This is a genomic window from Streptococcus criceti HS-6, from assembly GCF_000187975.2.
Classification (GTDB): domain Bacteria; phylum Bacillota; class Bacilli; order Lactobacillales; family Streptococcaceae; genus Streptococcus; species Streptococcus criceti.
The window spans coordinates 99,249-114,264 of record NZ_AEUV02000002.1; the positions used below are offsets into that span (position 1 = coordinate 99,249).

A 15,016-nucleotide genomic window follows, 5' to 3' on the forward strand; every position below is an offset into this window, starting at 1 on the left:
AAGCTTAGTTGCAAAACCAAGCTTAGTCATTCGAGTTCGGGCTAAAGGTTAGTGATTAGATGGCTGTCTTCAGAAATTAAAAGTTCTTGACCAGCCTCTAAGATCATATACCTTTTTCAAGGCCCTCAGCATCATTTTATTACCGGCGAAGTCCGAGTGATTGAATGAGATCACGGTAACGGTTAACATCAGTACGGCGAAGGTAAGCCAAAAGGTTACGACGGTGACCGATTTTTTTCATCAAACCACGGTAAGTTGCGTGGTCTTTTTTATGTTGCTGAATATGCTCATTAAGATGGTTGATTTCCCAAGTTAGGACTGCAACTTGCACCTCAACGGAACCAGTATCGCCTTCGTGACGAGCGTATTGAGCAATGATTTCATTTTTTTTCTCTTTTGAAATTGCCATATTTTTTCTCCTTTTATTGCTTCATCCGAGTGGTAGGTTTTGGCAAATCCTACAACCAAGAAGAAGTTAGTTTGTCTTTGCGACTCTTATATTCTAGCAAAATGGGTGAGGTCTGTCAAAGTATTTTAATTTGGTCAGAATAAATGCTAATCCCTTAACAAGTTATCCTGAGAATGAGTCTGGCCCGGCTTTCTCACTTAGGTAATAATTTTTTCCTCTATCTGGGGATAAAAAATCCAGAACAATACTATTGGGATCAATATCATCACCATACCTGACCTCTAACTTATAGCTTAGGGATCCTTTTTTTGCATCTGGAGAAGTCTCATCATATTCAAATAGATAGTGGGCAGAGTAAGGATGAGGATGAGCTTTCTGGATAGTCTTCCAACTTGTCCCTCCCTTAGCTTGGTTTTCATAGTCACCTTCAATCAGCTGGTTAAATTGTTCTCGTGACCAACCGATTATGGGGTTTTCTTGTTTGACAGTTTCGATATCATCAGCTACTAATCCCCCATCAACATCTGTCAATTGGTACTTGTTAAATACATTTTTCTTGAAGGTTAAATGGACATCAACCTGCCAATCATTGTCGTTACTATTGTAATCCAAATATATTTCACTATTATCCTCATCGTAACTACTGGCTTGTGAGGCTTTCCCATGTTTCTTTAGCACTTCATTGAGACTGGTTTCATTGATTTTCAATTGCTTAACTTCCTTTAGTGTCCAGTCAAACTGATAGTCAGCATCCATATATTCCTCAATATCATGAGATTTTGGCTCAGTCCAAAAGTAAGAACTTTTTGCAGAACTAGACTGATGTGACTTCATTGAGACAGGCTTTATAAGGATATAGTAAAGAGCAAGCGTTAAAATTCCAAGAAAGATCAAGCAAATTGAGCATCCTCCCAACAATGACCAGCCTAGGATTGCTAGTGTTCGATTCTTTTTGACACTTCTTTCTACCTGATTATCTTTTATTTTAGTCATAATTCCCATCATTCTTAGCTAGAACAGTCAGTTCTTCCTGTCTTTTCTCTTCAAAATTTTTCGGTTCTATCTTTTTCATTTATTTCCTCAAATTCAATATTTTATGCCATGGTATTATAATTAAGAAAAATTTAAAAATCTCAAATCTAACAGTCATTGAAAGAGTCTGGGCAAAACTTGTCCAGTATTCCTGTTTCGGAATAAACTCTTGTCGCAGTGGGTGGGAGCAAGACTTGTTGGCTGCACCAAGAAGTCTTACCCCTACACAGTTGATTAGGATTAGGTGCTTTAGCATCAATGAACCACTGCTGGCTGGCCCCCCTTTTGCCACAAGGCAGAGCGGAAAACCTAAACGAATGTGATGACCAGCGTTTATCTTATTTTCAACCTCAAAAGGTCCTCCGAACCTTTGAGCTGTGCGGGAGTGGGTTAAAAAGGTCTGGGAGACCTTTTTAATCGGGAAATGAAGCTTGCAAAGCAAGTGTCAAAAACATTCTCTCCCCAGACCGTTTCAGGTTACCACCTGAAAATCAGGACGCGGTGAGACCCAAAATATTCAATTTTTGGGTTGATCCCACTCTCTAAGTAAAATATTTTTTTAATAGAAGAACCAAACCTAAGCCCATACTCAGGCCTCCAAAAATAGCAAAGGCTGCTGCTGGTCCGCTGGCAAAGAAGCCAAAGAGGCGCAGGACCAGCGAGGCACAAGCTCCGCCCAGATTACAGCCCAGAAGAACCAAGGTGGTAGCTGTATGGAGGTGGCGCTTGTGAATGGTTTCAGAGATGAGGTTGAAGACATAGGTGACACCTAGGCTATAGACAAAGCCTGTCAGAAGAGCCCCTAAGCCCAATATAATAATATTGGGGGCCAGCCACATGATAAGAAGTCCCAAGCCCAAAATGAAGACAACTAGACTCATTAAAGAGCGACCTAGGAACTCCACTAAGCTGCTAAAGAATGTTCCCGCCACAATCCCCATCAGCATCATCAAACTGAGAATCAGGCTGGCCTGCTGGGCACTGCCCAATCCGTACTGGGTCACAACGAGAGGAATTCTCAGAGTATTAGCCGAATTAATAAGGATAACAAAACCTGCATAGAGGGCAAGGGATAAAATATACAGCAATTGACGAGGACTTAAATGATCAGTTTTTATTTGCTTTTTATCTTTAACAGGCTCTTGCTGGACAGGCGTTAACTCAGGTGATCGAGGAACAAATGCCAAGTAAAGCCCCAAGATAAGGAAACCTAGCGCATAAATTGCAAAAGTTACCGACCATGTAAAATTCAGTAATTGACCTGCTATAAAGGTCAAAAGAGCTGAGCCTAGGACTTCTGCTGATCCACGAAGGCCCAGCATTTTGATGCGGTCTCGTCCTGTAAAGCGTTGACTGATAATACTGATAGCACGGGCATTGATGAGACCAATCCCAAACCCCAAAACCAGGCGTGAGAGAAAAACCAGGCTATAGGTTTGATTAATTAAAGGGAAAAAGCCTCCCAGCGAAAGCAAACAAAGACCGCTGACAATAATCAAGCGTTCAGAAAAGACCCGACTGATCCAAGGCGTTATCAATAGGACCGCAATAATAGCAAAGGAAGGCAGGGAAACAAGCAGTTCCACTCGGTCAGGACTAATCCCTCTCTGGCTGTAATAATGAATCATCTCCGGTAGGGCTGGAGAGATCGCATAGGTTGAAACCAGCATCAGGGATAAGGCCAAGAGGCTGATTTTCTCCATCGTCATTTTCATAATAATTCCTTCTTGAAAAACAGTAATGATACCAGTATAATGAAAATTAGAAAAGAAAAATAGGACATAGGTCCTAAAAAGAGGTCGCTATGGCAAAAAAGTCCTTAGAATACTACCTAAACAAATACCAGCTAGATCGTATTTTCCCTCAGCACTATATTAAGCAACTCCAGATTGTGACCTACGACAAGGGACAGGCTATCTGCCAGCAAGGGCAGGACTTACAGCATCTCTTCTATTTTATCGAAGGCCACATTAAGATTGTTCGGCGGCTCTTTAATGGTAAGGAACATATCTTAGAAACTCAGGAACAACCAACCCTTATCGGTGATATTGAGCTGATGACTAGCGAGGTCAGTGTCTCATCTGTCATAGCCCTAAAGCCTAGCCTAATCATCCAATTACCCCTGACCAATCGTGATCAGCTCTACCAAGATCCTCTCTTTCTCTATCAGATCGGTCGCCAGCTTGCTCAAAAATTGGAGCAACAAAACATCATCTCTTCGACCAATATTTCCTATTCCGTCAAGGAGCGCTTGGCTACTTATATTCTGACTCAGGAGGTCGATAACATCTTTCAGTTACACCCCAGTGTTTTAGCCGATGTCTTCGGGACTTCCTACCGCCACCTCGGCCGAGTGGTCAAGCAATTGCAGGATCGAGGCATTATAAAAAAGATTGCTTTTAAGACTTATAAAATTATCGATCGTTCACAGTTAGAAATAGCTAGTATTCGAAACTAGTGTCCCAATCTTTCTTTCTCCATTTTTTCGTGCTATACTGAACTCAAGTATAAATTTTACATTTAAAGAGGTTTAATCATGTCACCACAAGAAAAAATCATTAAGGCCAGTCATCTGATTGATATGTCCGATATTATCCGTGAAGGAAATCCAACATTACGAGCAGTTGCCAAGGATGTGGAATTACCGCTCTCTGATGAAGATATTATTCTAGGCGAAAAAATGATGCAGTTTCTCAAGAATTCACAAGATCCTGCTATGGCTGAAAAAATGGGCCTTCGAGGGGGGGTTGGTTTGGCAGCTCCTCAACTAGACATTTCTAAACGGATTATCGCTGTTCTAGTCCCCAATCCTGAAGACGAAGAAGGCAATCCACCAGCTCAACCCTATAGTCTGCAGGAAATTATGTACAATCCTCGTATAGTGTCCCACTCTGTACAGGATGCAGCCTTAGCCGACGGTGAAGGCTGTCTCTCTGTCGACCGTGAGGTCCCCGGTTACGTTGTTCGCCATTCACGGGTGACTGTTGAGTATCTTGATAAAGACGGTAATAAACAAAAAGTCAAACTTCGAGGCTACAACTCCATGGTGGTTCAACACGAAATTGACCACACTAACGGTATCATGTTCTACGATCGCATCAATGAAAACAATCCTTTCGAAATAAAGGAAGGCATGCTGATTATTCAATAAAAAAGCAAACAAGCTCTGGCTAATAAAGTCAGGGCTTGTTTTGGGGTTCACTTAAATAAGTATCTATAATTAGGTAAAGGCTGTCGATACCAGTCTTTTTTATCTGTTCAAATTCTTTTGGGCTATGATCATGGTAGAGTAGCTCATCAACCAAGGCGGATATAAAGTCAAAGACTACAAGTGACAAGGTTTTGAGACTAATATCTGATTGCTTGTTTTGGTAATCCAAGAAACATTGATAAGTCAGAGTTTTTATTTTCTCATTGTGCTCTTCAAGAAGAGATTTGGCTTGAGGAACCGCATAAGCCAGCATTTCGATCTGGGCATGAAATTTTGTATCCTCTACCCGCAGCAATTGCTCTACCAGAGAATGCAGCCATTTTTTAGGAGCCTGAGCAAACAGGTCTAAAGACTCCTTGGTGCTGAGTTCCGTAAAAATCTTATCGATAAAGGCGTGATTGTAGCGTTCCAAGAGCGTAATTAAAATATCTTCCTTGCTGGCAAAATAAGAATAGAGAGTCCCAACAGACAGACCAGCCGTCTTGGCAATTTCGTTGGTTGTCACATTAAAATAGACTTTTTCTGAAAACAGCTCCTTAGCTATCCTTAAAATTTTTTCTCGTTTTTCAATGCTTCTCTCCTGCCGAGGAGAGCGAACCTTTTTTTCTATCATGTGATTTCCTCTTTATCAAAGCTACTCCTATTATAGCACATGATGGAGCTACTCAAATACCTTAAAAACATGAGCATTGACTCATTTTTTGTCTTGACAAGATTCCTAAGTGAGACTATAATATGTCTAAAATATGAGCAATTGCTCATATTTGTGTGAATACAAAAAGGAGGTCATTATGACTAAATTGAAAAAGATTTTACTGACACTGGCCATGTGTCTGGGAGTTTTTCTGGTGATGCTAGATACCACCATCATGAATATCACTATTCCAGCTATTCAGAAAAGTTTTAACATCGGCTTGGACAGACTGTCTTGGGCTATCAATATTTACACTATTATTTTTGCCAGTTTTACTATCCCCCTAAGTAAGCTCGCCGATATTTACGGCAAGGGACATTTCTTTGCACTTGGTCTCTGCCTCTTTGGCTGCGGCAGTTTAATATCTGGTTTTTCAGCAGGGTTTAATTGGCTGCTAGTCGGCCGTCTCATTGCCAGTTTTGGAGCTGCCATTCTCTTGCCCGTTGGAAATACCTTAGGTATTTCCACTTGGTCCATTGAGGATCGGGTTAAGGTCGTTGCTGCCTTAGGCCTGACCCAAGGAGGAGCTGCCGCTATCGGTCCTACTCTCGGTGGATTCTTAACAGATAGTCTGTCTTGGCATTGGATTTTCTTTATCAATCTCCCCTTTGTTCTATTCGCTTTTTTGCTTATTTGCTTTACTTATCATTTTCGCAATGACGAACGAATTTTAACCAAGATTGACTGGATAGGTAGTCTCCTTTCTATGATGAGTCTCTTTGCTGCTTCCCTTGGTATCATTAAAATTCGTGACTGGGGATTTTGGGATGTTAAAAGTTTGGCATGTTTTCTTGTCTTCCTCATAGCTCTTATCATCTTTATTTCTCTGGAAAAGCGGATTGAGCACCCTATGATTAACCTTAATCTATTTAGATTCCGAGAGTTCTCTGCCTCCACCTTTATAGCCACGGTCGTGCAGTTCTTCTATGTCGGTGTGCTCGTTATTCTCCCAACCTACTTCACCAACGTGCAAAGTAAGGCGGAGCTTGGTGCAGCTCTCATTCTCTTACCTATGTCCATCATTGTCTTCATCTTTGGTGGTCTAGGAAGCCTGCTCATCAATAGGCTAGGCCCACGGATTTTGGTCCTAATCGGTTTGGGGAGCATCCTCCTTTCCTATGGCTTACTAGTCACCGTTAACCCTGCCAAGACTTGGGAAATGACTGCTGCTACTATTATTCTCGGTATCGGCTTTGGGACTATTGCTGGTCCTGTCAATGTCTTGGCGGCCTCCAGTCTGCAAGGGGAGCTCTTAACTTCCTCCCAAAGTGTTCTTGGAGTTGTCCGTCAAATCGGCTCTGTTCTAGCCGTTTCTGTCTTCATTTCTATGGCGACCAATAATCTTAAGGCCCTAAAGCTCTATACACCAAGCACTATGGCAGATGCCTATATCTCCATCTACAAGATTTGGATTCCTTTCATGATTCTGATGCTGGCTTTGACCCTCCTCTTCCCTAGGAGAAAAGACTATCTAAAAGGGACAGCTGATAAAAAAATATCAAAAACTCTCTCTAGAAATAAGATAAAATAGCTTGTCCTAGTCCCTGCCTTTCTCGTTCTTGACTACTTGGTTTAAATTCTATTTATGACTCATGAGCACTTATCACAAATTGAACCAGCTTTAGTCGCTAGTTTGAGTTCAGTCGTCTTTGCCGCCCTAGTTTGGTTGTTTCTCTAATTATTACAAGGACCTAGAAACTTTAAAAAGCTTAGATGGAACATACATGGTCTTTACGTCTTTGGTATCGCGGTGTTATTAGCTGTTAAATTTATCTATCGGTGGCTTTGTGGTGATGATGGCTAGCCCTACAACGACCTCGGCTAGTCAGGCAGCTATTATTAAATTTGGCATGTCCTTTGCCTTTACCCCATCTTTTTTACCTGTGATTTGCTCCTATAGTTGAAAAAGATATTTCTGCAATGCCTTCTAAAAAGGCTTTTAAGTTGTGATAGCTGGCCAAAATGATTGGAGGGTGGGGGCTTTGCCTCTCTACTTTTTGGTTTTCTCCAACTTTTCATCACCCTTTCTTGTTTCCTGCTCCAGAAGTTCAGAGTATTTACGAAGACAGGAGATTTGTGACTGGTTTTGTAACTGTGATGAATAGGCTACAGCCTCTGTCTTTTCAATAATCTAGTAGCTATCTTGTTTACCTTTCTTATGTAAAGCAATAAAGTAGAGGACGTACAGTACCCATTTGATGGTTTCAAAAATCTTAAAATCTTTCTAATTCTGCTTGCTGGAAGGTGTTTTCAACTTTCAAAAAGAGGCTGGAAAAAAGTATTCCAGCCTTCTATTTTTTCAGTAATAACAGTTTGACGCAGTAATTGGGAGTCCTTACCCTGGCATTTCAGGCACCCTCTTAAACAGTCCACTGGACTGTTTAACTACGCCGTAATTGTTAGCGGTCTTCCTAATCAACTGTACGGAAGTGGGACGACGAAGTCAATTTATATAAAAAATCGACTTCTGTCCCACACTCTTTTCTATTGCTTTAGTATCAGTCAGCCAAAGCTGCTAGAAGAGCATCAGCCTGTTTGTTCAGCTGTTCCAGAGTTTCTTGCTCAGCAACGAATTGACCATCCGCCCAAGCCGAATCATTAACACGAGAAGTCGTCACTTCGTCAACGAAATTAGTACGGATGAATGGCAAAAGGTTGCGGTAAATTTCTGCTGTCTGGTCAGTACCACCGTTAGCTACGAGAGAAACTGTTGTAACTTTATCCTGAAAGACTGAAACACCTGTTGTATCTGAAAGATCTTTAGCACGTGACAACCAGTCCAAAAGGTTCTTAATAGAACCTGGGATTGAGAAGTTGTAAACTGGTGAGAAGATCCAGATAGCATCTGCTGCTTCAACGGCATCGCGAACAGCTTGAACAGCCGGCAAAACTGGTGTTTCAAGATCCTGATTAAACATTGGCACTTGCGACCAGTCAAGATAAGACACCTTAGCTTTTTCAGCTAAAACTTGTTCAGCTTGTTCAGCCATTTGATAGTTGAAGGATCCTTCACGAAGCGAGCCAACGATAAAAAGAATATTTTTCATTTTTTTGGTTTTCCTTTTGAAATAGATTTTTTAGTAATGCTTGACATAAAACTGCCCTGCATATTATTACTATGTAGTAATAATAGCATTAAATTAAAAGACTGCACAGTAATTTGCTCAGTCCTTATCATTAAGAGTTTTGAATTTCTTCAAAAGTTCAATTAATTGGTTTTGCTCATCTTCAGTCAAAACGCTAAAGGTTTCTTCAACGGCCTCAATATGAGCCGGTAGGGCTTTTTCTATAATGCGTCGCCCTTTATCTGTAATCGAGATAATATAGGCGCGATGGTCCTTTCTGCTGACCCGACGTTGGACCCAGCCATTTTTTTCCATATTTTTAATGACAATGGTCATATTGCCTGACGTTGATAAGATACTAGAAATCAGATCACCAATACGCAGAGGACCCTTAGCATAAAGGACATCTAAGACACTAAATTGAGCAGGTGTTAAATCAAAATCACGGAAAGTTGCGGAAACTCTGGTATCAATAGTTCGAAATGCCTTACGCATTACAACCATACTCTTGACAGCAGAATTCTTAAATTTTGTCATGGACGTTCTCCTAAAACCAACAAAACGAGACAGAACAACCTAAGCAGAAGAGGCATTTAGCCACTAAGCTTTAGAATCTAGACTTCTCGGAATTGTGAAAAATCTAGATTCAGGTTATAGAGGGTCTGTTAGGGAAGGCTTCCTTTCTACGTTCTTCTCTGCTCACATGCGCAAATTTGACTCAAATGCGCCAGCTATTAAGCAGGGTGTGATTATTGTAGAGCGAAAGAATTTTCCTGTCAAACGTTTTGCACTAATTAGTAATTCTTTCCTAAAATGACATCCAATCTCATTCATTGTAGCACTAAAAAGTACGTCAAGCAAGCGAGTTGACTTCTTGAGGCTTTCGAGGCTGGAATAGACATCTTTGAGCAGCGTTCTCACAGACAATATCATGTGCTTCATCAGTTTATACTTTCTGAAAATCACAAAATAGACAAGGCGGGGCCTTGGTTAAATCCGCTGCTATCAGGCTTAACACGTCAGGTCCTGTGGAACCTTGACGAAAGCAAAGCCCCTACTAACTTACCTTGTTTCCTTACTAACCTGTTGCTTTACTTAGTATCGTCTGAAGCAACGGCCTATCGTTTTGACTTTCAAAGGGTATGACGCACCATAATCCGACAGTAATATTAAAAACCGAACACGATTAGATTTTTAAAGGTGAAAATTCTAATGTGTTCGGTTTTACTTTTTATATCAAGAAGCTTGATGTAATGACAAATAAATTTCAAAATAAAAATTGTCTGTCCTGACCACTTTATGCTAAATGTTTAGTGGTGTTTTTAGTGTTTATTGCTGTATATAGCTTTCAAACATTTTCCTAGAATAACTGTCCCACAGATGACTATGGTTACCCCAAAAGCCTGCTTACCAGAAATTTCTAAATGGTAATCAAAATGTTCGTTTTTGGATTTGTCATCCCATTTGATATCTAATTGCATTGAAATCTCCCTTCTTGTTCGACCTTCGTACTGTTTTCCTTTCGCGAGTTAACATTAGCTGTCATACTTATATAGATTTTTATGCTAGATGGTTTCCCTAAATTTTATAAGTTGTTTAACAGCTGATGGGATGAAAGACAACCGAACAGTGTTGCATTTGGCTATTAGCGAAGGAGTTGCACCCCACTGAAGCAATCGCTGTAAATAATCAAAAGAAATCATCAAATAAAGATAGCTGATTATCTTCTGGCATATCACCTAAAATACCCATTTCGTCCATTTTTTCGACTAGGGTTGCTGAAACACCACCGCGCTTACGCAGCTCGGTTTTAGACAGGAACTCTCCTTCTTGGCGGCTAGCAACAATTTGTTTAGCAACATTTTCACCAAGACCATCCATAGCGACAAATGGCGGAATCAGGGTATCACCTTCAATCTTGAATTCAGTTGCTTCACTATTATAAAGATCTAGCTGACCGAATTTATAGCCGCGCTCCAACATTTCATTGACAATTTCTAGGGTGGTGTAAAGGTCAATCTCAACGTTAGAAGCTTCGTTATTCCTGCGTTTATTCGCGATATCTTCCATGCGAGCCTTAACAGCATTCAGTCCGGCACTCATAGTCTTGAGTTCGAAGGCTCTAGCCCGAATAGAAAAGTAAGCACAATAGTAGTAGATAGGATAATGCACTTTGAAGTAAGCTACCCGCAGGGCCATCATAACGTAGGCCGCTGCATGGGCCTTAGGGAACATATATTTGATCTTACCACAAGATTCGATGTACCAATCTGGAACATTATTATCCCGCATCGCTTGAATATAGGTGTTGCGCTCTTCCTCAGAAATCTTAAGCCAAAGTCCCTTACGAACCCGCTCCATAATCGTAAAAGCCATTTTAGGCTCAAGGCCTGCGTGCATGAGGTAAACCATGATATCGTCACGACAGCCGATAACCGTTGAAAGAGTAGCAATGCCTTCTTTGATCAAATCTTGAGCATTGCCCAGCCAAACATCCGTACCGTGGGAGAGCCCAGAGAGCTGGAGCAATTCGGCAAAGGTTGTCGGGTGCGTTTCATCAACCATCCCTCGAACAAAGTTAGTACCAAATTCTGGGATTCCCAGCATACCCGTAGGTGTACCAATTTGTTCCTCCGTAACGCCAAGGACTTCCGTGCCTGAGAAGAGTTTCATGACATCTGGATCGTCGGCCGGAATGTCTGTAGGATCAATCCCTGACAGGTCCTGAAGCTTACGAATCATGGTTGGATCATCATGGCCCAGAATATCGAGTTTGAGGACATTTTCATCAATATCGTGGAAATTAAAATGGGTCGTTTGCCATTCTGCCGAGGTATCATCAGCAGGGTATTGAACCGGCGTAAAATCATAGACATCCATATAGTTTGGAATAACAACGATACCGCCAGGGTGCTGACCTGTTGTCCGCTTAACACCGGCTGACCCCATGGCAAGACGGTCAACTTCAGCATCACGGTAAAATTTATTGTAATCGCGCTCATACCCTTTGACAAAGCCATAGGCTGTCTTTTCCGCGACAGTACCAACGGTTCCGGCCCGAAAGGCATATTCTTCACCAAAGATATCGCGAACATCTAAATGGGCAGATGGCTGGTCGTCCCCAGAGAAGTTAAGGTCTATATCAGGAACCTTGTCACCATCAAATCCCAAGAAGGTTTCAAAGGGGATATCGTGACCATCCTTAATCAACTTGTGACCGCAGTTTGGACAATCTTTATCTGGCAAATCAAAACCTGATCCGACCGAACCATCGGTGATGAATTCTGAATACTGACAATTTGGGCAGATGTAATGGGGGGGCATAGGGTTGACCTCGGTAATCCCAATCATGGTCGCCACAAAACTAGATCCAACAGAACCACGCGAACCGACTAAATAGCCGCGCTTATTGGAACGGTCAACCAACATTTGGGAAGCCAGATAGATCACAGCAAAACCATTCCCTAAAATAGAAGTTAATTCCTTTTCAATACGGCGATCAATAATGTCCGGCAGAGGATTGCCATAGATTTCGAAGGCTCTGGCGTAAGTTTTTTCCGCAACAGTTTCTTCAGCCTTATCAATGTAAGGCGTATAGAGGTCATTCTTGACGACTTCCACTTCTTCAAACCGTTCAGCAAATTTTTGCGTATTGGTTACAACGATTTCGTAGGCTAAGTCTTCACCCAAGAAGGCGAAATCATCCAACATTTCATTGGTGGTTCGAAAATGGGCATCGGGCAGGGGGGCTGGTTTGGCATCTTCACCTCGACCAATTGGACGGTTAATCATTGCCCCCGGTCCCAAACTGCGAACGATAATTTCTCGGTAGAGCTGGTCTTCTGGCTCAAGATAGTGGACATCGCCTGTTGCCAGAACTGGCTTATTGAGTTTGCGTCCAACCTCAATTAAGTCACGGATAACCTGCTGAATTCCCTCTTCGTCTTTAATAAGCTCACGGGCAACCAAGGGGCGATAGATAGCCGGTGGCATGACCTCGATAAAATCATAATACTTAGCTACTTCAAGAGCTTTATCGACCCCATGGGAGAGAACAGCATCGAAGACTTCCCCTTCTGAGCAGGCCGAGCCTAAAAGCAAGCCTTCTCGATATTGATCTAGCACCGTTCTGGGAATCCGAGCCACACCCTCGAAATATTTAACATTAGACAGACTGACCAGCTTGAAAATATTCTTAAGACCAATCTGATTTTGCACGTAAATAGTGGCATGTTTGACACGGGCTTTTTTGTAGGAATCTTCCGATACTAATTTTGTATTAAGGTCGGCTAAATTATTAATGCCACGATTTTCACGCGCTTCCTTAATGAAGATAAAAAGCAGGCGCCCAGTTGCTTCCGCATCGTAGTTGGCCATGTGGTGGTGATCCAGAGCAACTTGGAAGCGCTTAGTTAGGGGGCCTAGACCATGGCGCTTATACTCAGGATAGAGGTTGCGAGCAAACTCCAAGGTATCAATAACAGGCTGAGTAATGATAGGTAGGTTGTGGCGTTCATAATTAGCATTCATGAAGCCGACGTCAAAGGTGGCATTGTGGGCCACCAAGACAGTGTCTTTACAAAATTCTTGAAATTCTTGCAAAACTTGCAAGAGGGGTTTGGCATCTTTAAGGTGGTTATCCGTAATCCCTGTCAAATCAGTCGTAAATTGGCTTAAAGGATGTCCAGGATTGATAAATTCATCGAACTGTTCAATGATATTCCCCTTGTGCATCTTGGAGGCTGCAATTTGAATCAGGGAATTATTAACAGCAGATAACCCCGTGGTTTCCACGTCAAAGACAACGTAGGTCGCTTCATGCAAGTCCATAGAGACTTCATTATAGGTGATGGGCACTCGGTCTTCAACGATATTGGCCTCTAAACCAAAGATGGCCTTGATGCCAGCCTTTTTGGCCCGATGATAACCATGAGGGAAGCTCTGCACATTTCCATGATCGGTAATAGCAACTGCTGTGTGCCCCCAACTAGCCGCCTTGTCAATCAAGTGTTCAACCGTAGGCAGGGCATCCATGGTAGACATATTAGTATGAGCGTGAAATTCAACCCGCTTCTGTCCTTCCGGCATCAAGTCTTTTCTGTCCTTATGGACAATTTCCTTCACGTCCTGCACATTCATGGTCAGAGTCTTGGTCCATTGGTTATTTTCAATATTTCCTCGAACTCGGAGCCAGGCTCCTTTGGCAATGATGTCGTACTTTTTGAGATCATTATCGTCTTTGGCCCACTTCTGCATAGCAAAGGAAGAAGTATAGTCGGTCATCTTAAAGCTGATGATGTGCCGGCCGGTCCGCGTCGTCCGACGTTCCACATCAAAAACCATTCCCTCAAAGACAATACGGTTTTCCTCAGTTTCAATCTCAACCATCGGCGTAATTTCCGCCTTATCAAAACTAGCCTGACGTTTGGCCGCTCTTTCCTTGTAATCAAATTGAGGAGCCGGCGCTGACTCTTCCTGAGATGGCATAGAGGCTTCCAGAGAAGCAACTGCTTGGGCATTTTCTTCCTGAGCCTGCTCAATCTTCTTATGTCGGCTGGACTCAAAGGCTTGAGTAAGCTCTTGAGTCTTATCCTCATCAACCTCAATGGCAAAAGAAACCGGACCAAAACCAAATTGAGCAAACTGCTGCTCCAGCTTAGGCAGATGGTTTTGTTTAAAATGGTCATTATTCAAAAAGTCTGGAGCATGGATAAGAATCTGTTCCTTGGTTTGATCATAAGAGACCGTCAGATTTGAAAAGCTCGAGCGAAAGCTGGCACTGGAGCAAAGGGGGTGGTTAAAACTCTCTGCATAGTAGGCCTGTAATAAATCAGAATCAGAAAAATCCCTATTTTCTACCTCAATGGTAAAGGTAGCTTTAATGTCTGCTGCCTTAAAGGTCGAAACAAGGCGATAAGCCAGCTCTTGATAGAGCTCAATTGGTAAAATTTGCTCAAAACTAAAATGAAAATCCCATTGACGACTAAGGGCATGAACCTTGACTTCCTTGATGTCGGCAGACAAAAAGGCCTGAGACTGTCTCATCTCAAGCGGCATTTCAATCTGTTCCATCAATTTTTTAAATAGCTCTGACATGACTTACTCCCGTTTTTTCCTAAAAATGACGAGGCTCCTGATGATACTTGTAGCATTTGACCTAGACCTTTAACTTAAATTTCAACCCAGCCTTGGCCAATTAGCCCTTATATTATAGCATATTTAGGCCATAAATTCCCTTAGTCAAGGCAAAAAGAGGCTGGACAAAGTCCTGCCTCGTTAACATTATTATAGTTCGAACTAGATTGACGCAGTGGTTGGGGGTAAGACTTGTTGGCTAGGCCAAGAAGTCTTACCCCTGCACAGTTTATTAGGTGCTTTAGCACCAATGAACCACTGCTGATTGGCGGTCCTCTTGGGGCGCATTCCTATCTTCAGGTGCCCCCTTAAACAGTCCCCTAGACTGCTTAACTGCCATGCAAGTGATAGTGGCCAACCTATATTTGTTCATCTTGTTTCTAACCTCAAAAGGTCTCTCAGGCCTTTTGAACTGTTCGGGGGTGGGATTGAAATGCTCCAGTGGGCTTTGGCAGTCTGGGGATAGACTG

At 42.2% G+C, this 15,016-nt stretch carries 11 protein-coding genes; 3 read left to right on the plus strand and 8 right to left on the minus strand.

Annotated features, from left to right (window positions below; genetic code table 11):
* Window positions 1-139 precede the first annotated feature (139 nt).
* The 3 genes from rpsO to STRCR_RS00550 form a co-directional block, all read right to left on the minus strand.
* On the minus strand, window positions 140-409 hold the full coding sequence (rpsO, locus tag STRCR_RS00535) for a 30S ribosomal protein S15 (protein ID WP_002998712.1): 270 nt from the start codon (window positions 407-409) through the stop codon (window positions 140-142).
* A gap of 162 nt (window positions 410-571) precedes the next feature.
* A complete protein-coding gene (locus STRCR_RS00540; protein WP_115265117.1) occupies window positions 572-1,402 on the minus strand; it encodes a hypothetical protein in 831 nt (276 codons plus the stop codon).
* Between the two features lie 581 nt (window positions 1,403-1,983).
* Window positions 1,984-3,156, minus strand: a complete 1,173-nt coding sequence (locus STRCR_RS00550; RefSeq protein ID WP_004226522.1) for an MFS transporter — start codon at window positions 3,154-3,156, stop codon at window positions 1,984-1,986.
* Window positions 3,157-3,245: 89 nt separating this feature from the next.
* Between STRCR_RS00550 and STRCR_RS00555 the strand changes: the two genes are divergently transcribed.
* Both STRCR_RS00555 and def read left to right on the plus strand, forming a co-directional pair.
* Window positions 3,246-3,899, plus strand: coding sequence for a Crp/Fnr family transcriptional regulator (locus STRCR_RS00555; protein ID WP_004227710.1), 654 nt, complete (start codon window positions 3,246-3,248; stop codon window positions 3,897-3,899).
* 78 nt (window positions 3,900-3,977) lie between these two features.
* Entirely contained in the window at window positions 3,978-4,592 is a 615-nt protein-coding gene (gene def / locus STRCR_RS00560) for a peptide deformylase (protein ID WP_004229969.1), read from the plus strand.
* Between the two features lie 28 nt (window positions 4,593-4,620).
* Here the strand turns inward: def and STRCR_RS00565 are convergent, their stop codons facing one another.
* Window positions 4,621-5,265, minus strand: a complete 645-nt coding sequence (locus tag STRCR_RS00565) for a TetR/AcrR family transcriptional regulator (RefSeq protein WP_004228848.1) — start codon at window positions 5,263-5,265, stop codon at window positions 4,621-4,623.
* A gap of 178 nt (window positions 5,266-5,443) precedes the next feature.
* Here STRCR_RS00565 and STRCR_RS00570 point away from each other — a divergent pair, with 178 nt between their 5' ends.
* A complete protein-coding gene (locus STRCR_RS00570) occupies window positions 5,444-6,877 on the plus strand; it encodes an MFS transporter (RefSeq protein ID WP_004229887.1) in 1,434 nt (477 codons plus the stop codon).
* 967 nt (window positions 6,878-7,844) lie between these two features.
* Here STRCR_RS00570 and STRCR_RS00575 read toward each other — a convergent pair.
* The 4 genes from STRCR_RS00575 to STRCR_RS00585 form a co-directional block, all read right to left on the minus strand.
* Window positions 7,845-8,393: an NADPH-dependent FMN reductase gene (locus STRCR_RS00575; RefSeq protein WP_004229555.1), complete on the minus strand. Its 549-nt coding sequence runs from the start codon at window positions 8,391-8,393 to the stop codon at window positions 7,845-7,847.
* Between the two features lie 117 nt (window positions 8,394-8,510).
* Window positions 8,511-8,948: a MarR family winged helix-turn-helix transcriptional regulator gene (locus STRCR_RS00580; RefSeq protein ID WP_004225599.1), complete on the minus strand. Its 438-nt coding sequence runs from the start codon at window positions 8,946-8,948 to the stop codon at window positions 8,511-8,513.
* A 785-nt stretch (window positions 8,949-9,733) separates the two neighbouring features.
* Window positions 9,734-9,892 carry a hypothetical protein gene (locus STRCR_RS12185; protein ID WP_004229868.1) on the minus strand — a complete coding sequence of 53 codons (159 nt, stop codon included), beginning with the start codon at window positions 9,890-9,892 and terminating at the stop codon, window positions 9,734-9,736.
* Window positions 9,893-10,100: 208 nt separating this feature from the next.
* Complete coding sequence (locus STRCR_RS00585; RefSeq protein WP_004228830.1) at window positions 10,101-14,507, minus strand: PolC-type DNA polymerase III; 4,407 nt, start codon at window positions 14,505-14,507, stop codon at window positions 10,101-10,103.
* Between the last annotated feature and the right edge of the window lie 509 nt (window positions 14,508-15,016).